Raw genomic sequence first — 21,324 nt, forward strand, 5'->3', positions numbered from 1 at the left:
TTACGGAATTAAATTCAAACTACCAAATTTTTTAACGAGTTTTATTCCTCGTTAGTACGCAGTTTCTGTACATAGACAGCGTGTTCCATCTTGAGTCTCTTCAAAACAGAAGGCTTGTTGTACTGCTGACGAGCACGAAGCTCTTTAACAACACCTGTCTTTTCGAATTTTCTCTTGAACTTTTTCAAAGCTCTTTCGATGTTTTCACCATCTTTTACGGGTACAATAATCATGTTTGTTTGTTTTTATTAAATTGTTTATATAAAACTCATCTTCAAGTGGTTACGCCTTTTTTATAGACAGAATCCACTATTAGCGGGTGCAAAATTACATCTATTTTCCTAAAATTCCAAATAAAATCCCGTTTTTCTTTGAAAGTCAGCGAGTGCTTAACACATACAAACTGCATGCAAAATCCATACTCATCCACAAGTATCCCAATAATTACCATCAACAAACTTGATATAAAACACAACAAAGTTGCACTACAATCACCCCATATTCCAATATAAATCTAATCTCTTCTACAAACCCTACATCATATCATTCGCACAACCTTTTATTACCGCTTGCAATTCGACACATTCTATTTCCATTGCGCTCATTTTCCAATGTCACTCATTTTGCGTCATCATTCCTATCATTTCATTCGGTAATTCAATAGCCTTTACACCATAAAACGGCACAGATTACTAACACGATGATTATCAATAATAATTCATTCTCCCATTCTGCTTACCATAATTCTTCAAAACTTACAACACAATTTCATTAAAAATCAACTACCTTTGCACATATCATATATATACACTGCTGGTTAGAAATGCAACAATCGAAATGAAATAAGGTTGTCTCTTGCCGTAAAAGGAGGATAAAAGCAGTGATTTAATGACACAAAATTCAACTTATGCGCATCATTAAATTTATCAAACAATGGACACTATTATGCTCCATCGTTTTCGGGAGTCTGGTATATTTGCTCTTCACCCATATTGAAGTATTGACCCCTTTCGGTGATTTCATCGGACCAAAGCTGGTAATGGTGCTCCCCATCAACATCTTTTTGATGCTCTATGTCACGTTCTGTAAGATCCAAATGAATGACCTTACACCACGCAAATGGCATTTTATTCTGCAAGGAATCCGCACACTTTTGGCAGCACTGAGTGTCTTATCAGCCAATCTTTGCACGAATCCTACCTATAAACTATTATGGGAAGGCGTCTTCATCTGTGCCATCTGCCCTACCGCTGCCGCTGCTCCCGTGATTGTAGATAAGTTGGGTGGCAACATCGCTTCATTGACAGTATATCTCCTTATCGCTAATGGCTTCACATCAATCATTATCCCTTTGTTCTTTCCACTTATGGAAAAGGGAGCTGATATCACTTTCGCCATGGCGGCATGGCTGGTGCTTCAGCGTGTGCTAATGGTGCTTATCATTCCTCTTTGCTTAGCTTTGCTCTCGCGAAAACACCTTCCCAAGTTTGTCACCTGGCTGAAAACGAAACGCAACCTCGCCTTTTATTTATGGAGTTTCAACCTTTCTATCATCATGGGACTTGCCATGCAAAATATCCTTCACGCTCCAGTTTCGGGATGGGTATTAACAGCTTTGTGCATCATTCCGCTGATATTGGCTATAGTTCAGTTCTCCCTTGGCAAACTTGTCGGCCATCGTTATGGCGACAGTATAGGCGCAGGACAAGCTTTAGGGCAAAAGAATACCGTCGTAGGAATATGGCTTACGCTCTCATTTCTTAATCCTTATGCAGCTATTGCACCTTGCGTCTACGTGATTTGGCAGAACATTATCAATGCCGTTCAGCTGTGGTATAAAGATAAATATGGCTATTTGAAGTGGTAATCAGCTAAGAAGTCCATCACAATATGACAAATGTGTCAGTTTAAGACGAATGAAAATTTGGTATAGTTTTTGCAAATATATCGTGAAAGAGTTATTTTATTACATCACAAATCAAATCAAAACAGGTTAGAAAGAAATGGAAATTATCAAGGATAAAAGCTTTGGTGGAGAGCGTCCTCTCTTTGGATTAAAGGATGCAAGCTTAGAGAATATCACAATTACCGATGGTGAATCGGGCATAAAATGTTGTCAGAACATAACCTGTAATGACTCAAAGTTTTATGGCAAATACCCTTGGTGGCATGTCGATGGGAGTGTTATTACGAATTGTTACTTTGCTCCTGAGAGTCGTTCTGCTATCTGGTATAGTGACAATATGACTATGAAAGACTCGGTCATTGATGGTCCAAAGTTCTTTCGTGAGATGCAAAACTTGGAGTTAGAAAACGTAAAAATCAACGACGCCGATGAGACTTTTTGGAAGGTTAACGGCCTAAAGTTGAAGAATGTCACGCTACATGAGGGCACCTATCCATTCATGTTTTCTCGCAATATCTATGTAGATGGTTTGGTAAGTGATGCAAAGTATGTGTTTCAATATTGTAAGAACGTTGAGATTCACCACGCAAAGATCACTACAAAGGATAGTTTCTGGGAGTGTGAGAACGTGATTGTCTACGACTCTGAACTTGATGGAGAATACTTAGCATGGCATTCCAAGAACATAAAGCTTGTGCGTTGTCACATCAGTGGCGAGCAACCGCTTTGCTATCTCGATGGCATCACGCTTGAAGATTGTACCTTTGACGCTGCATGCGACCGCATTTTTGAAGATAGTCGCAATATCAATGCCACCATAAAAGGTGCAATCACCGAGGTCAAGAACCCTATTAGCGGACACATTGTGGCTGATAAGATTGGCCAAATCACATATAACGAGTTTGCCAAAGGTAATGATTGCGTGATTGAAACAAGAAAATAAACAACGATGAACAAATTCAATTTCGATGAGAAAGTAGTGCGTCGAGGCACTAATTCCATTAAATGGGACGAGCCAAAAGAAGATGGTGTGCTCCCCATGTGGGTGGCTGATATGGATTTTAAGACTGCACCTTGCATCCTTGAAGCCTTGAAACAGCGCCTCGATCATGGCGTTTTCGGTTACACTTACGTGCCCGACAGCTTCTATGAAGCCATTATCCATTGGTTCAGCAGACGCCACCAATGGCAAATTCAACGTGAAGACATCCTCTATACCTCGGGAGTTGTACCTGCCATTTCTTGCGCATTGAAGGCTATTACCATGCCGGGTGAGAAGGTGTTAATACAGACTCCCGTCTACAACTGCTTCTTTTCGTCTATCCGTAACAGCGGATGTGAAGTGTTAGAAAATCCACTTTGCCGACAGGGAGATAGCTATGTGATCGATTTTGAAGACTTCGAGAGCAAGTGTGCAGACGAGAAAACCACGGTATTTCTACTCTGTAATCCACACAATCCGGCTGGACGTGTATGGACAAAAGATGAACTTCAACGCATGAACGACATCTGCATGAAGCATAATGTAAAGGTGATTGCCGATGAAATCCATTGCGAAATCGTCATGCCGGGCTACACTTTCCAACCCTTTGCGGCTGTAAACGAGGCGTGTTGTAACAATAGTGTAGTGCTCAATTCGCCTACAAAGGCTTTCAATATTGCAGGACTTCAGATTGCAACTATCATCTGTCATGACGCTGAATTGCGTCGCCGCATCGACCGAGCGATAAACATCAATGAGGTCTGCGACGTCAATCCCTTTGGTGTTATCGCACTGCAAGCAGCATACAACCAAGGAGAAGAGTGGCTCGATGAGCTCAACTTATACATTCATGAGAATTATCTCACGCTGAAACGATTCTTCAACGAGCACCTGCCCAAAATCAAACTATGTCGCTTAGAAGGCACATATTTGGCATGGGCTGACTTGTCTCACACCGCATTGACAGCCGATGAAGCGACCCAAAAGCTTTTAAATCAGGCTAAAGTGATGTTCAACAGTGGCACCATGTATGGCCAACAAGCCGGCGCTCACTATCTGCGCATCAACCTTGCTTGTACCCGTGAGACGCTCATTGAAGCGTTAAAACGCGTTGAAAGCGTACTCCTTCCTTATATGGCTGACTAAGATTGGTGCATATCGCGGTTGAAACTGTTTCGCGCTTCACCTATATATATAAGGTGAAGTGTAGCGAATATTGAATCTATATAGAACGAATTAGGAGAAAAGAACAAAGAGATTCTCTCTCCATCTACTAAGGTTGGCAAAGCATGCCAACCTTTTTTATTTGTTTTTCAGTATGGCTGAGAGCACCCTTTCATGGTAAATACAACTCCATACTACCCTATCTTTTAGTTTTTTAACCCTCCGTCCTATTGTTTTTCTTGTCAAAACATTGTATCTTTGTCATGTAATACGTATTCCATCTATATGTGGAAATAACATGATTTAATGAAGAAAACTGATGAAAATCTTTCTTTTATTTCGTTCAAAAGCAACAAAGAGCATCACATTGTTGTTCTTTTTATTGGCATTTCTGCCCCTATCCGCCCAGCAAGTTAACATCCATCACCTCAGCAATGGCATGACAGTATGGCTCAATCCCGACTCCACAGCCTCTAAATTCATTGGTTATGTCGTCGTGAAAGCAGGTGCAAGAGACTGTCCTAACACAGGAATTGCCCACTATTTTGAACACATTATGTTCAAAGGAACACAACAAATCGGCACAACAAACTACGCTAAGGAGAAGCCATTGCTTGATGAAATCAGTCATCAATACAATCTTCTCTCTCAAACAACCGACCCGAAACAGCGCACCGCCATACAGCTAAAAATCAACAAACTCAATCAGCAGGCAGCCAAATATGCCATTCCCAACGAGTTCTCTAAACTGCTTACACGCTATGGCACAACTGCTATCAACGCCTATACCACCCTTGACGAGACCGTATATCATAGCGAGTGTGCCCCACAATATATAGCACAATGGTGCCAACTGAATAGCGACCGCTTTATCAACCCTGTGTTTCGACTCTTTCAAGGAGAACTGGAAACTGTCTATGAAGAGAAGAATCGCGGCGAGGATAACTTCGGAGTGCAACTCATGGAGCATCTACAAGGACAGGTATTTAAGGGTAGTGGCTATGAGTTTCCAGTCATTGGAAGCACTGAAAACCTGAAAAACCCAAGACTTTCTGACATGGAAGCGTTTTATCAGAAATACTATGTTGCCAACAATATGGCATTGATTCTTTGTGGGAAATTCAATGAAAAAGACATCCTTCCGCTATTAGAAAAGACCTTTGGACGTATTCATAACGGCCCAATTCCACAGCGTCAACCTATCAATCTGGCTGACTTTTCACCCGAAAAGACCATAAAAGTAAAGATACCTTTCCCTTTGATTAAGGTCTCTGCACTGCTATTTCGTGGGCCAACTCCACGCAATCACGACTACACAGCCTTGCAAATTGCTATGCGATTACTTTCCAACAGCAACGAAAGTGGACTCATTGACTCACTCGTCAGCCACCATTCCATCATGTATGGCATGGCAGCGAGTGAACAAATCTCTATGATGCGCGAAGTTGGTTTGATTGGTTTAGCCGCCGTACCCAACCTTCCTTTTGGTTCAAAACGCAAGGCAGAACGACTCTTGTGGCAGCAAATTAACAAACTAAAAGAGGGAGATTTCTCTACCGAAAGCTTTGAAGCAGCGAAAACCGAATATCAAAAGATGCAGGAACAACAGCTCGAAAACCTCCAGACGCGCATCACTTTGATGACTAACTGCTATCTAAACGGAATGAATTGGAACGACTATCTGCATCAGATTTCCAGGCTCGCGACCTTGCAAAAGGATGATGTTGTGGCAGCATGTCGCCATTACTTCAACCAACATTACTTACTCCTTCATAAGAAATTTGGTAAGTATAAGAAGGATAAAATCAGCAAACCACCTTACAAAGCAGTGGAAACCAACAACGAAAACAGCCAGTCTGACTATGCCAAAGCATTGGAAAAGACTCCTACTCCAACGCTAACTCCCCAGTTTATAAGCCTTGGTAAGGAGGTCACAACACGTCATCTTGGTCAGCAAGCTGACTTATATGTGACGGCAAATCCACAGAACAACATCTTCCATTTGAGGCTTTCCTGGTTGCAAAATCACGTGAATCAACCGACCCATGGCATGTCTGATCTATTCAGTTTTTTAGGCACAACAACGCTCGACAAGCAAGCTTTTGCAAAAAGATTACAAGCCTTAGGCACAACACTTAGTGGCACTTACGACCTCAAAAGCATGCGCATTGAACTCTCAGGCTATGAAAAGAATCTCGCCCCCTCCATTCAATTGCTCGCCGATTTGCTGCAACATCCTAAGACAGACAAGAAATTTCTCTCGGTAATGCGAAAGGATGAACGTCTTGGAGATCAGTTCTTTACTAAGGATATAAGCAGTGTTAGCAGCGCCGTTATGGACAAAATAGCGATGGGCGACAAAGCTTTTGGCTTGCAAGATATGTCAAGAAGTGAACTAAAGAAACTGCAAGTGGCCGACATAGAAGGCTATTTTAAAGCTGCACAAAAGGGGAAACTCATCGTCACTTATAGTGGAAAGGCCAATCCGGACAGCCTTACTCACCTGCTGAATCCTATTGTTCAAGAAACCAACAGAACAGATTTCACAGGCTATGATTACACAGTTCAGCAGCCCAAACGCCCCACTATATATCTCTATAACTTGCCTGATGCACGCCAAACTATCGTTGGAACATACAATGTTTTGCCTGCACTTAACTCCGAAGAAAAGCGAGCTCAGTTTGTCATTTGGGCGCGTTATTTCAGTAATGGAGGCCTAAACAGCGTGCTCTTCCGCGAGCTTCGTGACCTTCGTTCCTTAGTTTATACCTGCGGAGGATTGGCATATCAACAGGAATTTAAGGCCTATCAAGACCGCCCTATCGGCTATTTTACAACGGCAGGAACGCAAGCTGACAAGGCATTGACAACGCTTTCGCTCATTGATAGCTTATTAAGTAACATGCCCATCCATGCACAAGACTTGCAAAACGCACGTCAATCGGCCATGAATAACATTAATAATTCGCGCCCCACTTTCCGCGATCAACCCGGTTATGTGGCTGGAAACATCATGCGAGGCTATGCAGACGATCCGAACAAAGCCTACGCTCAAGCCATTAATCACACGACAAATGAGCAAGTCATTGACTACTATCGCCAGCACATTCAGCATGCTCCGCGCTCTTATTATGTCATTGGAAATTTGAAAGTTCTTGACAGAAAAGCACTCGAACACTATGGAACGGTGGTGGAACTAAAGAAAGAAGATATTCACAAATAAAACAAATCCCATGATGGAAAACGAAGTAATCAAAGCCATTCGCGAGCGAAGAAGCATACGCCGCTTTACGAATGAGCAGATTAAAGACAACGAACTACAAACCATTCTCGAAGCTGGCACGTGGGCACCCACAGGAAAAGGGTTGCAAGATCCATGGATTGTGGCTGTTCAAAACGAGCGACAGTGTAACCAACTCCGCACAATGAACGCTACCATTATGGGCGTAAGTTCAGACCCTTACTATGGAGCACCGACCTTGATTCTTGTGTTTGCCTCGAAAGATTGGTACAATAACACCCGCGATGGCAGTTTAGTTCTCGCCAACATGATGCTTGCTGCCCACGCCATTGGACTTGGAAGTTGTTGGATAAACCGTGAAGATGAGATGTTTGCAACGGCAGAAGGCAAGCTACTCATGCAGGAATGGGGACTTCCCGAAGGCTTAATCGGCATTGGAGCACTGGCAGTTGGCTATCCCGCTTCATGGCCAAAGAAGGTTAAAGAGAGAAAAAAAGACTACTATCGCATAGTGAAATAAAACGCAGAATAACGCCTATCATTGGCTATACTGCGCGCGCCTGCCACGCAAAAGAACTCATTGCTAAACTCAACGCTATTGTATGCCGCAAATGAAGTGTGGCAGATTACCGTGTGATTTGCCGTATTTGATGCGATGAAATGAGGCACTTTATAGCCTAAAATGGCACAAATCACCTGATGAGTTGCATGCTTCAACACCACGGGGATTGCGCTTTCCAAGCACAATCCACATCAAGCTGTGTGTTGGGGCCCACATAAGAGTAGGCAATTTCATTGGGAGAAATATCATGATAGCAATGACGCCACACGCTGACAAAAGGAAGATGAAAAAAAGAAATGAATGTTTTGACCTTTCAAAAAAAATGGGTAATATTGCACATTCAATACTATAGACTTCAAAAAGACAACGATGAAAAAACGCGTGATAAGGTATTTTACTTGCCTATTTATCACATTCATCCTCCTGATTCTATGCACTGCACTCTGTAAAATATGGGAGGGAGAAGACTGGATTGGTACTTATTATGGTATCAATCTAAACGAACAATATACCCTTTGGACAGGAGATGCACAAGGAAAAGACTATAATATACAGGACAATGTGGCCTACGAAGATATGCCTTCGGGTGTAGACTCTGTGCAAGTTGTAAGTAATTGTGTCATCGGTCATTGCTCAAAAGGATATTTTCTATTGGACATGACTGCACAACGATTGGCTTATTTTGCTGCAAAGCCCATTGGAAAATACTGGAATAACGATTTAACCTTGATACCAGCACACGCTTATTATCAACAACACACAAGAAATATTGACATCATTTGCGCTTTGTTGTTCCTGATTTCAACAGGAATGGTATGGTGGTGGATGGCAAAGCCCCGCAAGCCTCAACACAATCTTGCATGAGAAAGCATTGAATGCTTACACCATTTAAGCTTTGTGTAAGCACCCAACACATGCTATGCGTCAAATCACGGCAATGAGGTGACCTGCCGACGACATTGTGAAAAGCTTTTAATCTGTTTTCTCTTTTTCAGCAAGTTGAAGTTCGTTTCTTTGCTTTTCAGCAGCAGAAGGTTCATGAACATCAGCTTTTGCGCGTTGACTTAGTTCTGGATATTGGATTCGAGTATGGTATATTGCCATCAAACGCGCAGTGATAAGTTTCTTCGCCAACGAGATATCACGGAACGTAATGGGGCAATCGGTGAAGAAACCAGAGGCAACTTGGCCGTCAATTAGTTTGTTGACGAGTTGACTAATGCTCTCTTCGGTGTACTCATTCAATGAGCGTGAGGCAGCTTCTACCGTGTCGGCCATCATCAAAATGGCTTGTTCGCGCGTGAAAGGATTAGGTCCTGGATACGTAAACTTCTCCATATCAATGTCTTCATCGGGATGTTCGTTCTTATATTTGATATAGAAATATTTTGTGACTCCACGCCCATGATGCGTCAATATGAAATCTTTGATGACGTTAGGCAAATTGTATTTCTCTGCCAACTTCACGCCTTCAGTGACATGACTGATAATAATCTTCGCACTTTCTTCGTATTTCATGTTGTCATGTGGATTCACTCCAGCTTGGTTTTCGGTAAAGAACACAGGGTTAGTCATCTTTCCTATGTCATGATATAGCGCCCCTGTACGTACTAACAAGCTATTAGCGCCAATGCAGTTGGCTATCTCTGCCGCCAAGTTTCCTACCGTAATAGAGTGTTGGAACGTGCCCGGCGCTATCTCACTCAGGTCGCGTAACAAACCAGTATTAGTATTTGAGAGTTCGATAAGCGTCACATTAGACACGAAACCAAAGGTTTTTTCGATGAGATACATCAGTGGATAGGCCAGCAACAGCAACACTCCATTGACCAAGAAGTATACATACATGTCGCGATCAAGCTTCAACAGGTCATTGCTTTGCAGCAATTGGAGCGACACATAGACGGCAATGCTTCCGAGAGTAACCAGTAAACTGGTTTTAAACACCTGCGAACGACTTGACAATTCGCGCAGAGAGTAGATGGTAATCAAGCCTGCTACGAGTTGGATAATAATGAATTCATACTGGTATCTGACTGTAGCGGCACAGATAAGAATCATCACTGCGTGGGTGATAAAGGCCGTTCGGGAATCCATAAACACACGAACGAAGATAGGAACCATCGTAAACGGCAACACATAGACACTGAAAATGCTGTGACTCATCATAAGCGATACGATGATAGGGAATACAGTCAGCATCGCATAGAGCATGAGAATGTTTCGCGATTTGAGGAAATAGTCCTTGCGGAATAAAGCAAGATAAATCGTGAAAAGCGTCACAAGTATGGTCACAAACAATAGTTGTCCGATGAGCGTATTAGTGATTTCAGCTTCTGAAGCGTTGCGTCTTTGCATCTCACGCTCAAAAGAATTCAACACACGATAGGTGTAATCGTTGACGATTTCGCCTCTATCAATAATCTTTTGTCCACTCATCACCATGCCACTTGCAAGCGGAATGCTACTCAAAAGATCAGATTTCTCCGTGTCACTACGTTGTTTGTCGTAAATCAAATTAGGTAAAACATAGTCTGTTAGATTGCAACGTTGCAAGATGGAACGATAGGGAACTAAGGATGGATGGCGTAGAATTGCCTCATAAGCCGACATCGTTGAATAGAACTTTCCAGCGTTGGCACTCAACGCTTCCTTTCCATTCACAATGCGAATCATGTGTGTTGTGTCAGGAACGAGCCGGTTATATTCGGGTGTAGACATGATTCCGTTGAGATAAAGTTCATGCAAGCGCATGGCAATCACATGCAACGTACCCGATGGTGTACCTTCAATGCCAACACTAAAATCATGATAAAGCTGCTTGAGTACTTTCTTTTCAACCGATGAATCATAATTATAATAGGGTTGGAAATACTTCAAAACAGAGTCTTGTTCGGCTTTAACTGCCTCGTCAGACTTATATACTGGGAAGTCAAACTTAGCGATAAAAGACCCATACATCCATGGTTTCCCAATGTCATAACGTAGTTGTACGCCCTTGTTTCGAGGCATAAAAAACACGATAATCACTACCGTTATAGCAATTAGTGCCAGTCGAATGGCGATGTTTCGCCAGTTCTTATGTTTATATTTCTCTAATATCGTCATATCATTCAATTTGAGTTTACTACGCGAAAATACTAAAAATCTATCCAATACTCAAAAAAATATATTAAATTTGCACAAAAATTAAGTCTCAAGATATGTCAGAAAGAAAAGTAAGAGTGCGCTTTGCACCCAGTCCAACGGGTCCTTTGCACATCGGAGGAGTACGTACTGCCTTGTATAACTACCTCTTTGCACGTCAACACGGAGGTGATCTTGTCTTCAGAATCGAAGATACTGACTCGCATCGCTTTGTTCCTGGCGCCGAAGAATACATCATAGAGTCATTCCGTTGGCTTGGAATCAAGTTTGATGAAGGCGTTAGTTTCGGCGGCAATCATGGCCCTTATCGACAGAGTGAGCGTCGAGAGATTTACAAACAATACGTTAAACAGCTGCTTGATGCAGGCAAAGCATACATTGCTTTCGATACTCCTGAGGAGTTGGAAGCTAAGCGTGGCGAAATAAAGAATTTCCAATATGATGCTCATACGCGTCTACAAATGCGCAATTCTCTTACACTTTCCAAGGCCGAAGTTGACCAACTTATTGCTGATGGCAGTCAATATACCGTGCGTTTCAAAGTAGAACCCGGCGTAGAAATACACGTTTTCGATTTGATTCGCGGTGAAGTAATTGTCAAAAGTGACATCCTTGACGACAAGGTTCTATACAAAAGTGCAGACGAACTGCCTACTTATCACTTGGCAAATATCGTAGATGACCACCTAATGGAAATCACTCACGTCATCAGAGGCGAGGAATGGTTGCCCAGTGCGCCTTTACATGTGTTGCTTTATCAAGCATTTGGCTGGGAAGATACTATGCCTAAGTTTGCTCATCTGCCTCTACTTTTGAAACCAGAAGGCAAGGGTAAGCTCAGCAAACGTGATGGAGATCGACTCGGTTTCCCTGTATTCCCCTTGGAATGGCATGATCCTAAGACCGCAGAAGTATCCTCTGGATACCGTGAAAGCGGTTATTTCCCAGAGGCAGTCGTTAACTTTTTAGCCCTGCTTGGATGGAATCCAGGTACCGAACAGGAACTATTCACCCTCGAAGAACTCGTAAAAGCTTTCGACATTAGTAAGTGTTCACTTCATGGAGCGAAGTTCGATTATCAGAAAGGAATATGGTTCAACCACGAGTATATCCTCAAAAAGAGTGATAAAGAGATAGCCGAGCTCTTCGCACCTATCGTTGCTAACAACGGCATTGATGAGTCAATGGAGCGCATTACGCAAGTCGTTCACATGATGAAAGACCGAGTTAGCTTTGTCAAAGAACTTTGGGAACTTTGTTCTTTCTTCTTCATCGCACCATTAACTTATGATGAAAAGACTGTAAAGAAACGCTGGAAAGAATATTCTGCACAACAAATGGCTGAATTGGCTGACGTCCTTGAAGGCATAGAAGACTTCACTGTAGAAGGTCAAGAGCCTGTAGTCATGAACTGGGTAGAGCAAAAGGGCTACAAACTTGGTGATGTTATGAACGCATTCCGATTGACATTGGTCGGTATAGGCAAAGGACCTGGCATGTTTGATATCTCTGCTTTCCTTGGAAAAGAAGAGACTTTGAAACGCATACGCAGAGCCATTGAAGTGTTGAAATAAGGCCGGCACAGCAAAGAATGCATTAATTTTCTAAATATCGTGTATAATATTGTCATATACATATACTTGATTGGTGTAGCCATTGCAAGCTGCTTCAACAAGAAAGTCAAGAAGATGTGGGCCGGAGAAAGGCAAGCTCTCAAGGTCTTACGAGAGAAAGTAGACCCCAACGCTCGTTATATCTGGTTCCATGCTGCTTCACTTGGTGAGTTCGAACAGGGGCGTCCACTTATGGAATACCTGCGAAAGACTCACCCAGAATATAAGATTCTGCTCACATTCTTTTCGCCTTCAGGGTATGAAGTGCGTAAAAACTATGAGGGAGCTGACATCATCTGCTATCTTCCTTTAGACACAATACGCAATGCACGACGCTTTCTTCGCGCGATAAAGCCCGTGATGGCCTTCTTCATTAAATACGAATTCTGGTATAACTACTTACATATTCTGCAGCATCGCGGTGTTCCTACCTATAGTGTTAGCAGCATATTCCGTCCCGATCAGATTTTCTTCCAGTGGTATGGCAAGGGCTATGGCCGCGTTCTTAAATGCTTCACACACTTCTTTGTGCAGAATATTGAGAGCAAAAACCTATTGGCCAAGCTTGACATTCACGATGTAGAAGTCGTTGGCGACACGCGTTTCGACCGCGTGTTGCAAATTAAAGAGGCCAGCAAACAACTGCCTATTGTCGAGAAATTCACTGAAAACATATCGAAAGTCTTTATCGCTGGCTCATCATGGCTACCCGATGAAGAGGTATTTTTGAAGTATTTCAATCTTCATAAAGACTGGAAACTCATCGTTGCCCCACACGTTATTGGTGAAGATCACCTTGCACAAATCTTTGAACTCCTAAAAGGTCGTCGTGTGGTTCGCTACACTGAGGCCACTGAAGAGAATGTAAAAGATGCTGAAGTACTCATCATCGACTGCTTCGGACTACTCTCTTCGATTTATCATTACGGCACAATTTCTTACGTAGGTGGTGGGTTCGGCGTCGGTATTCATAATGTCTTAGAGGCTGCCGTGTGGGATATTCCCGTGATTTTCGGTCCAAACAACAAACGATTCCAAGAGGCTCAAGGGTTAATAATGGCTGGGGGCGGCTTTGAAATCAATGATTATCAGAGCTTCCGTGACCTCATGTTGCGCTTTGAAACCGATGAAATGTTCTTGCAAACTTCAAAGAAACATGCTGGAGAATTTGTGAAAGGGCGAGCTGGAGCAACTGAAAAAATTATGGGAAGCCTTCCTCTTTAAGGAGCTTTCCTACTTTTATTGAGTTGATTTAGCAAAGACAAAGAACACCAAACACAGGCACTCCAAGTGGCCTACCTACTTCTAATACAACGCAATCTTCCTCATCAAAACACATACTATGAACCTTAAAAGCTGTTTTTTCATCCTTACTTTCGTCCTCAGTCTTGGTACTTTTGCATGCAGTTCCTCTGATATTCAATTCCAAGAAATCAGTAAACAAGAGTTCGACGAAGCCTTCAAGCAGTATCAAACCTATAACCTTGTGGCTGATACGATGGCGGTTGACAGTGCAACACGTACCCAAATCGTCAACAAAATCAAGCAACATTATCACCAATGGAAGGCGCTTATAGACGTTTCTCAAGTAGGAAAGGTCCATAAAACAGGTGAATATATGGCAATTGTTGTGGGTATAACAGGCGAACTTTTCATTCATCTCTTCAATAAAAACGCACAACTTATCCCCGTTGACAGTGCCTCTTACTATCGTCTTCCCATGGAATATCATGCCTATTCTAAGGATAGTCTTTGGGCAGGAGAAGACTGGTGGGAAGATGCAGGAGAGCCTCCGTTGAATATACTTGTACGGAAACACGAGGCCGGCAAACTGAAAACCATTCGTGTTATCAAAGATTCTACACTCTGTTTTCCACATGCCTGGGAGGCAAAAAACATAGAAGAATTGCGACGTTTCATCTTTTGGGGTGCCGATAATACGCTTTATCTGATGTGCTATCGCTATGAAAAACCGAATAGACAGCATCGACAATCATCAGCAAAAGATAGTCCTTGCCCTTATGTTTACCTGAAAATAAAGATAAACGAGAATACAAATGCAGCTGCATCTTACCATGAATAGACGGTAAGATGCAAACGCACATCATGAAAAAAATATGTTTTCAGCCTGTCATCCTGCTATAGTTGAACACTTACTTGCTCGGGATGATATTGGCTTCTGACTGCCATTGTTTTAATTCTTTATCCGACATACGCCGCATATAGGTGAAAAGCATCTGACGAGAGCCGTCTGAATGCACGAAAGGTGACTCGTAAAAACTAAGTTGTTGACTGTTCAACCATTCGCAAGAAAGCAGAGGTTGCGTTTCTCCTTTTATATAAACTTCAAACCTTTTGCCGTCAGTCGACAGCTGTTTTGTATACGCTTTCGTCACTTTTGGGGGCCTTCCACCCAATGCATCGCTATAGAAATAGGTCGTAACAGAGTCATTTGTGAAGTATAAATCAACCGGACAGGCACCTATCATGCCGTCATAGAAATCGTGATTTGTGATTTTTCCATTCTCCACGACATAGCTTACAACATGTTTCCACCCATGACCAACAATGAGTTTCTGCCAAATTGCCTCGTTCACTTGATAGATAGGAGGCTCTATACACGTAGTGGGAACATTTTCATCATTATCACTTGAACAGGCCGTTAGTCCCAGCACACACACCAAAAGTCCCAAAAAGGGAAGAAGAAACCTTTTATTTGTTTTCATTTGTATTATGGTTTTTGTTTATCTATAAAATGCAAAGATGCGGATATCCTTGCCTCATCAAAACAAGTTTTTTTCTTTTTTTGCTTATCAGCGCATTAAATATGATGCTCAATGTGACATAACTCACGCGATAATGCAGCAGAAACAAGGCCTCACGCCCTACCCCATGCCCTCCCCGTTTCATAGCCTCAACAGACAGCAATCTATGGTTCCATAAAAAGAGAGCCAAGTAGTTTAACCTCACAATGGCGCAGGTTGTTGAGGGGCAATTGGAGAAGATGACTCGGTTAATAAAACAATGCAAAATGAATTAAAGCAAATTACCTCACAATTCATACCATTTCATCGCATGAAATGAGCCAGATTACCGCGTAAAATGACCCAGATTGCAAGACAAAATGAGGCAGATTGAAGCGTAAAATGAGCCAGATTATAACATGGCATAAACCCCATTAGTTTGCAACACACACACATCAATGCCATCGGTGTTACGCTTTCTAAGCGTAATCTATTATTTATAAAATCATGAACGCATTTGAAAACAACCATAACGCCCATGGCATGACACGATAACCATGGCCAATCCATAAGAAAACATATAAAAAATTGCAAGAGAATGAAATATTGATTAAATTTGCAACACATAGACTCCCTACGTCCATTCAATGCAAAATGTATTCACTTAGATAACGATAAATCAACAAATAAAAAGCAATTCAACGAATGAAGAACTTGTGATTTTTGCTTTGTAACAAGAGGATGACGACGTAAAAAGAATGATAATTTGACGCTCTAAACATAAAAAGATTTATTCATCACCATTCAACCATAAGGATAAATATGAGAAAATGCCTGATTTCATGCATGATGATAGTGTGTTCCACTATGCTAAATGCGCAAGAACAAGCACCAAAAACCAAGCGCATTACAAATATTGCAGTTGGTCTAAACCATCATCATGACTCATTACTCAATAGTCGTTTGAACGTCGGTCTTATCAGTGAAGTGGACAGTTTGCGCGGATTGCAGGTGGGATTGCTTTATGGTGGTATTCGACATGACGCTCATGGAGCACTCATTTCAGGGCTTGCCAATGCCTCGCATGCCTTAAAGGGCGTTCAGATAGCAGGCTTTACGAATCTTGTTTTCACACCGCTCCGTGGATTGCAACTTAGTGCTTTCACCAATACGGCAATGGGAATGAATGGCGGCTTGCAGCTAACTGGATTATCAAACATTACCGCTGGTGATACACGCGGAGTGCAAATCGCCGCTTATAACTATGCCGACACGCTACGAGGAACGCAGATTGGTCTCATCAACGCAGCGGCTTATCGGCCGAAAGGTGTGCAGATTGGCTTCTTAAACTATTCGCGTGATGCGCAAACTCGGCGCTACGGACTCATTAATCTCTCGCCCCAAACACGCGTAGATTACATGCTTTTTGGTGGTACTTCATCGAAAATCAACGCAGCATTAAGGTTTAAGAACAAGACAAGCTATCGCATTTTAGGCTTTGGTACACATTATATGGGCTTCAACAGTGAGTTCTCTGGCGACATATTTTATCGTTTCGGACAATATATTCCCCTGTCATCTAAGTGGACGTTGAGTGGCGATTTGGGATTATATTTCATTGAGATTGCAAAGAAAAAGACCATAGAAGGACCGCGTCATCTCTATTCTTTGCAAGCACATCTCAACTTGGATTATCAAATCAACTCCGTGGTAGGAGCTTATGTTTCGACTGGTTATGGCACCACACGATACTATGGTTCGCACGAAAACTACCGCAGTAGACCGATGATTGAGGCCGGAATCACCTTACATTATGATCGTAACCATGAGGCCGAAACAAAGTGGATTGACGAGAAAATACGTGACTATAACTTCCAAATGCGCCTACTTGAGCAGGCAAAGAGTGATAGTTTGTTTCGCTTTTACGACCATAACTATACGAAACAACGCTGGGGAAATGCACTCGCGGGCGTGGTGGGAATCAATGTTTTCGTGCATTGTTTTGACCGCTTTGTCTTGCGTCGCGACTTCGCCAAAACCACTTTGAATAGTACATGGAATAATTTTAGACACGCTTTTGTGTGGGATAACGATAACTTCAAAACGAATCTGTTTGCTCATCCCTATCATGGCAACCTCTATTTCAACTCGGCTCGCAGCAATGGATTTAGCTTTTGGCAGAGTGTTCCCTTTACCATTGGGGGCAGTATGATGTGGGAATTCTTCGGAGAAAAAGAGCCTCCAGCCCTCAACGACATGTTAGCCACGAGCTTTGGTGGCGTTGCAATAGGAGAAGTTTTCCATCGAGTTTCCGCCCTCATCCTTAATGATCGTGCCCACGGAACAAACAGATTGTTTCGCGAAATGGCTGCAACCATCATCAATCCTATGCAGGGATTGAGACGTATTCTCAATGGAGATGCATGGCGAACTCGCAATAAAAACTTCCTCTATCATGACTTTTCAGAGATTCCTGTAGAGCTTTTGATGAGTGTAGGTGACCGATATCTGGCTGACAATGGTACGATATTCCGCGGTGAACACCAACCATTCGTGACGTTTAGCCTACGTTATGGTGATCCCTTTAACCAAAACACATCCTCTCCTTACGATTACTTCACTGCAAATATTGCTATGGGATTCACAGGCAATCAACCTTTTGTGCATGGTTTTCACCTTACAGGCAGACTATGGAGCAAGCTGGTTTATGATGGGAAAGAAGGCCAAACACTTTGTGGAATCTTTCAACACTTCAACTATTATGATTCACAACCTGTGAAAGATGGTAGTTCTCAAACTCCTTATCGCATATCAGAAGCTGCTGCAATTGGACCGGGAATGATTTGGAGATTCCCTGAGATTGGCAATAAAAACAAGTTAGAACAGAGTGTATTTGCAGACTTAATACTCCTTGGTGGGACTAAAAGCGACTATTATTCTTTTATAGATCGCGACTATAATATGGGCTCGGGATATAGCTTTAAGAGTCGAACGGAGATGACTTTTCCTTATCTTGGCCGGCTAAATCTAAACCTTGACTACTATAGAATCTATACATGGAAGGGCTATGAAAATAAGAATTACACGACAATAGACCCGCTCTATCTAAATGCACAGGGGGATAAGAGCAATGCAGAACTAATGGTTATCAACCCCGTTCTATTGATTCAGATGAAACATAACTGGGGAATGGAGCTGTCAAGTAACTTCTATATGCGCAAAACGCGCTATGCCTATCATGACAATGTGGCTACACGCACATTTGAATTTAAGGCAGGTTTGGTCTATAGATTCTAAGAAACACAGGCTAAAGATAGGCTTCCTGCGAGTGTCTTAGACTGCATTAACAGTTCATTTCTTATGGATTGATAGCCTTTGTGAATGTAACAGCAAGACATAAGGACATTAAAAAAGTCGTTCATAAAGGGGTTTACCTCTATGAACGACTTTTCATTAGAAAACTTTTCAGTTTGTTTGTGCTTCACTTTTGCAGGTGATAGCACTATATTCTTTAGAAGCTGATGTCGACACCAGCACCAAACACGTTGTTGTTTCGTGTGAAATCAGCCTTATAAGGAAGTATTGTTCCGTTTAAGTTTTCAGTCTTATCACCATTGAAATGGTTATAGAAAGTGTGGAAATAAGCCACATTCAAGTCAATCTTTTTACTTAAATGAAAGCATGCACCCACACCAACTGAGTTTGAATTGGCCACAAATGACTTGTCATCCATATATTCTTTGGTCAATCCATAACTTGTGTTCTGCCAGCCAGCACTAACCGTAATGGTCTTTGTTGCATCAAATTCAACGCCTGCATTCCACTCCATCGTACCGCGTTTGAGTTTATCCTCACGGTGTTTATAGGCAGTTGCCTGCTTGTCGAAAAAGTAATGGAAGCCTGCATTGATGCGCAATGCATCGATAGGAGAGTAACCTGCACCGATAGCAAGATAGGCAGGGATGTCTGCAGCGACCTTCTTTCCGTCGGCAAACTCACCAGTTGCCTCATCAATCTTTTGGTCGAATTGCTCCTTTATGCCTTTCATTGCACCTAAAACAGTAGGATTTGTGAGCACGGCTTGAGCCTGAGCAGGAGTCATTCCCTTTTGAACGAACATCACACCTAAGGTTTGTGGGAGGTTACCTATACTTGGAAGTTGATTCACTGCCTCATTCTTTAGGCGCATACGCGTTTTGAATTCATACTTCATTGCAAAGTTCCAACGACCCGTTTTATAGTCAATTCCCAACACAGGAGTAAAGCCAACACCAGATTGATCGCAGTTTAACTCAATGTTAGCAGAGCCAGTTTTCGTTGCATCGAGCATGGTATAAAGAGGTACATTGCCTACTTTGATGTTGCGAACGTAGCCATAATAGTTGCTCAAAGCATACACTCCACGTACTCCAGCAAAGGCACTTAACTCGGGCAATACACGGTAAGCAGCACCTAAAGAGAAGCTATAATAATACTGACGACCACGCATATAGCTGTCGAAGCTATAGCCTTTCTTTCCAAACATGGCTGGCGAAGTGAGACCAAGTGCACCATGTGAGGCGCCATCTAAAGCCTGAGCTAAACCTGTTACGCCCATAGCGGTTTCACCAACTATCTTTTCAAACGAGCCAAGTCCATTGTCGAAGGTGCATTTTCCGCCTCCACCTGTGATGCCAAACATCGCTTGGAAAGAGAACTTTTTCCAGTTATAAGCGGCCTGAATTGATGGTAATACGGGGGCGAATGCTGTTCCTTTGAATTCTCGAGTAGTAGAGTTGTTGTTCTGATTCAAGGCATAAAGCGGGAACTCATTACTGATAATACGACTCTGAAACACGAGTTGCCAGTTCAAAGAAAGATGCAAACCATCTTTTAAAAAGGCTACACCGGCTGGATTAGAATACACTCCATCAATGCCAATAGAAGCCTCACGACTTAACATTCTGTTGAAAGCAACATTCTGATTTGTGTTGGTCAGCAGTCCACCTGCCCATGATGCTTGCGATGAAAAGATAGCAAGCGCGATAAAACTAAATTTTAATTTATTCATCTTTATAAACCTTAATGCAATTCGTCGCAAAGGTATTTAGATTGTTCTTTATGTCAACAAATCTCCCGATATATTTAATTTGTGTTAACACTAAAAAGCAAGTTTTCTGCACATTTCTTATTTTTTGTGCAATAAAATTGCGCATTTCACGAAACTTTGTGCAATGAAAAAGAACGAGAATCATATCAAATCAACAAGTCTTTTAATGCAATATTACTATAAATTTCTATTCTTTTTACTTGCTTTTAAAATAAAAATAATATAACTTTGCATTCAGACTATTCATTATAACTTATCAAACATATAACATGAAAAAGATAGTTTGGCTCATCATCTTTGTTGCAATACTTAGCCTTTCCGCCATGACGTCGTGCAAATCTAACAATAATAATAATCAAACGGCCTTAGATACAGTATGGAATGAAAACATACAAGATGAATTCTTTGGCGTACATTTTGGAGCAACGAAAAAGGAATTAGTGAATAAATTCGCCCAACATGGCATAATATGTAATTATAACTTGGGCACCAATACTTCATTAAGTATGGTATCAAATCAAGGAAAATATTTTTCATTTGGAGACATAAACTGGAATGGCGTAAATGTCTATTTCATCAAAAATAAATTTAACAGTATACAATTCTATTGTTCTTTCAAAGATAAGCAAGAGGCAATGCATATGTATGAGAACTTGAAAAGCATGTTATCTCAAAAGTATAAATTCACAGAAATGCCTCCAAGCCAAGATTCAACTTTATATGAAAGAACTATAGCTTTAGGGAAAAATCAAAATAGTATGGACCTTGTTTACATACATAGTGAATCTGTTGGGTACGAAATGTGGTATTACGTGTTTCTCTATTATCAAACGCTTGCACCAATAGATATCAGTAGTGATTTCTAAAACAAAAAGC

At 41.8% G+C, this 21,324-nt stretch carries 15 protein-coding genes; 11 read left to right on the plus strand and 4 right to left on the minus strand.

Annotated elements, in window-relative coordinates; genetic code table 11:
* Positions 1-41: 41 nt before the first annotated feature.
* Entirely contained in the window at positions 42-233 is a 192-nt protein-coding gene (gene rpsU / locus HMPREF9420_RS05945) for a 30S ribosomal protein S21 (protein WP_007134585.1), read from the minus strand.
* A gap of 674 nt (positions 234-907) precedes the next feature.
* On the opposite strand from rpsU, the gene HMPREF9420_RS05950 reads away from it, so the two are divergent.
* From HMPREF9420_RS05950 to HMPREF9420_RS05975, 6 genes are all read left to right on the plus strand, one after another.
* Entirely contained in the window at positions 908-1,867 is a 960-nt protein-coding gene (locus HMPREF9420_RS05950; protein WP_007134587.1) for a hypothetical protein, read from the plus strand.
* A gap of 136 nt (positions 1,868-2,003) precedes the next feature.
* A complete protein-coding gene (locus HMPREF9420_RS05955; protein ID WP_007134588.1) occupies positions 2,004-2,849 on the plus strand; it encodes a DUF3737 family protein in 846 nt (281 codons plus the stop codon).
* A 6-nt stretch (positions 2,850-2,855) separates the two neighbouring features.
* Positions 2,856-4,034, plus strand: a complete 1,179-nt coding sequence (locus HMPREF9420_RS05960) for a MalY/PatB family protein (RefSeq protein WP_007134589.1) — start codon at positions 2,856-2,858, stop codon at positions 4,032-4,034.
* Between the two features lie 337 nt (positions 4,035-4,371).
* Positions 4,372-7,275, plus strand: coding sequence for a M16 family metallopeptidase (locus tag HMPREF9420_RS05965; RefSeq protein ID WP_007134591.1), 2,904 nt, complete (start codon positions 4,372-4,374; stop codon positions 7,273-7,275).
* Positions 7,276-7,285: 10 nt separating this feature from the next.
* Positions 7,286-7,813 (plus strand): nitroreductase family protein, encoded by a 528-nt coding sequence (locus HMPREF9420_RS05970; RefSeq protein ID WP_007134592.1) that lies wholly within the window; start codon positions 7,286-7,288, stop codon positions 7,811-7,813.
* 411 nt (positions 7,814-8,224) lie between these two features.
* The gene (locus HMPREF9420_RS05975) at positions 8,225-8,719 is read left to right on the plus strand and encodes a hypothetical protein (RefSeq protein WP_007134595.1); all 495 of its coding nucleotides are present in this window, start codon (positions 8,225-8,227) and stop codon (positions 8,717-8,719) included.
* Positions 8,720-8,827: 108 nt separating this feature from the next.
* Here the strand turns inward: HMPREF9420_RS05975 and HMPREF9420_RS05980 are convergent, their stop codons facing one another.
* Positions 8,828-10,963 carry an HD family phosphohydrolase gene (locus HMPREF9420_RS05980; RefSeq protein ID WP_007134596.1) on the minus strand — a complete coding sequence of 712 codons (2,136 nt, stop codon included), beginning with the start codon at positions 10,961-10,963 and terminating at the stop codon, positions 8,828-8,830.
* A gap of 95 nt (positions 10,964-11,058) precedes the next feature.
* Here HMPREF9420_RS05980 and gltX point away from each other — a divergent pair, with 95 nt between their 5' ends.
* From gltX to HMPREF9420_RS05995, 3 genes are all read left to right on the plus strand, one after another.
* Positions 11,059-12,576, plus strand: coding sequence for a glutamate--tRNA ligase (gltX, locus tag HMPREF9420_RS05985; RefSeq protein ID WP_007134597.1), 1,518 nt, complete (start codon positions 11,059-11,061; stop codon positions 12,574-12,576).
* Between the two features lie 39 nt (positions 12,577-12,615).
* A complete protein-coding gene (locus HMPREF9420_RS05990; protein ID WP_007134598.1) occupies positions 12,616-13,839 on the plus strand; it encodes a 3-deoxy-D-manno-octulosonic acid transferase in 1,224 nt (407 codons plus the stop codon).
* A gap of 118 nt (positions 13,840-13,957) precedes the next feature.
* On the plus strand, positions 13,958-14,698 hold the full coding sequence (locus HMPREF9420_RS05995) for a hypothetical protein (RefSeq protein WP_007134599.1): 741 nt from the start codon (positions 13,958-13,960) through the stop codon (positions 14,696-14,698).
* Positions 14,699-14,768: 70 nt separating this feature from the next.
* On the opposite strand, the gene HMPREF9420_RS06000 is transcribed toward HMPREF9420_RS05995, so the two are convergent.
* Positions 14,769-15,341, minus strand: coding sequence for a hypothetical protein (locus tag HMPREF9420_RS06000; RefSeq protein WP_007134600.1), 573 nt, complete (start codon positions 15,339-15,341; stop codon positions 14,769-14,771).
* 885 nt (positions 15,342-16,226) lie between these two features.
* Between HMPREF9420_RS06000 and HMPREF9420_RS06005 the strand changes: the two genes are divergently transcribed.
* Positions 16,227-18,656, plus strand: coding sequence for a DUF3943 domain-containing protein (locus HMPREF9420_RS06005; protein WP_007134603.1), 2,430 nt, complete (start codon positions 16,227-16,229; stop codon positions 18,654-18,656).
* 214 nt (positions 18,657-18,870) lie between these two features.
* Here the strand turns inward: HMPREF9420_RS06005 and HMPREF9420_RS06010 are convergent, their stop codons facing one another.
* Positions 18,871-20,409 carry an OmpP1/FadL family transporter gene (locus tag HMPREF9420_RS06010; RefSeq protein ID WP_007134604.1) on the minus strand — a complete coding sequence of 513 codons (1,539 nt, stop codon included), beginning with the start codon at positions 20,407-20,409 and terminating at the stop codon, positions 18,871-18,873.
* Positions 20,410-20,717: 308 nt separating this feature from the next.
* Here HMPREF9420_RS06010 and HMPREF9420_RS06020 point away from each other — a divergent pair, with 308 nt between their 5' ends.
* Complete coding sequence (locus HMPREF9420_RS06020) at positions 20,718-21,314, plus strand: hypothetical protein (RefSeq protein WP_007134606.1); 597 nt, start codon at positions 20,718-20,720, stop codon at positions 21,312-21,314.
* Positions 21,315-21,324: the final 10 nt, after the last annotated feature.

Origin of the sequence: Segatella salivae DSM 15606 (assembly GCF_000185845.1) — a bacterium.
GTDB classification, from domain to species: Bacteria; Bacteroidota; Bacteroidia; order Bacteroidales; family Bacteroidaceae; genus Prevotella; species Prevotella salivae.

What these genes read in the sequence shown, in the direction of transcription:
- HMPREF9420_RS05980 (WP_007134596.1), bottom strand. Translation starts at nt 10,963, where the DNA reads ATGACGATATTAGAGAAATATAAACATAAGAACTGGCGAAACATCGCC.
- HMPREF9420_RS05965 (WP_007134591.1), top strand. Translation starts at nt 4,372, where the DNA reads ATGAAAATCTTTCTTTTATTTCGTTCAAAAGCAACAAAGAGCATCACA.
- HMPREF9420_RS05995 (WP_007134599.1), top strand. Translation starts at nt 13,958, where the DNA reads ATGAACCTTAAAAGCTGTTTTTTCATCCTTACTTTCGTCCTCAGTCTT.
- HMPREF9420_RS06005 (WP_007134603.1), top strand. Translation starts at nt 16,227, where the DNA reads ATGCTAAATGCGCAAGAACAAGCACCAAAAACCAAGCGCATTACAAAT.
- HMPREF9420_RS05970 (WP_007134592.1), top strand. Translation starts at nt 7,286, where the DNA reads ATGATGGAAAACGAAGTAATCAAAGCCATTCGCGAGCGAAGAAGCATA.
- HMPREF9420_RS05950 (WP_007134587.1), top strand. Translation starts at nt 908, where the DNA reads ATGCGCATCATTAAATTTATCAAACAATGGACACTATTATGCTCCATC.
- HMPREF9420_RS06020 (WP_007134606.1), top strand. Translation starts at nt 20,718, where the DNA reads ATGAAAAAGATAGTTTGGCTCATCATCTTTGTTGCAATACTTAGCCTT.
- HMPREF9420_RS05955 (WP_007134588.1), top strand. Translation starts at nt 2,004, where the DNA reads ATGGAAATTATCAAGGATAAAAGCTTTGGTGGAGAGCGTCCTCTCTTT.
- HMPREF9420_RS05975 (WP_007134595.1), top strand. Translation starts at nt 8,225, where the DNA reads ATGAAAAAACGCGTGATAAGGTATTTTACTTGCCTATTTATCACATTC.
- rpsU (WP_007134585.1), bottom strand. Translation starts at nt 233, where the DNA reads ATGATTATTGTACCCGTAAAAGATGGTGAAAACATCGAAAGAGCTTTG.
- gltX (WP_007134597.1), top strand. Translation starts at nt 11,059, where the DNA reads ATGTCAGAAAGAAAAGTAAGAGTGCGCTTTGCACCCAGTCCAACGGGT.
- HMPREF9420_RS05960 (WP_007134589.1), top strand. Translation starts at nt 2,856, where the DNA reads ATGAACAAATTCAATTTCGATGAGAAAGTAGTGCGTCGAGGCACTAAT.
- HMPREF9420_RS06000 (WP_007134600.1), bottom strand. Translation starts at nt 15,341, where the DNA reads ATGAAAACAAATAAAAGGTTTCTTCTTCCCTTTTTGGGACTTTTGGTG.
- HMPREF9420_RS06010 (WP_007134604.1), bottom strand. Translation starts at nt 20,409, where the DNA reads ATGAATAAATTAAAATTTAGTTTTATCGCGCTTGCTATCTTTTCATCG.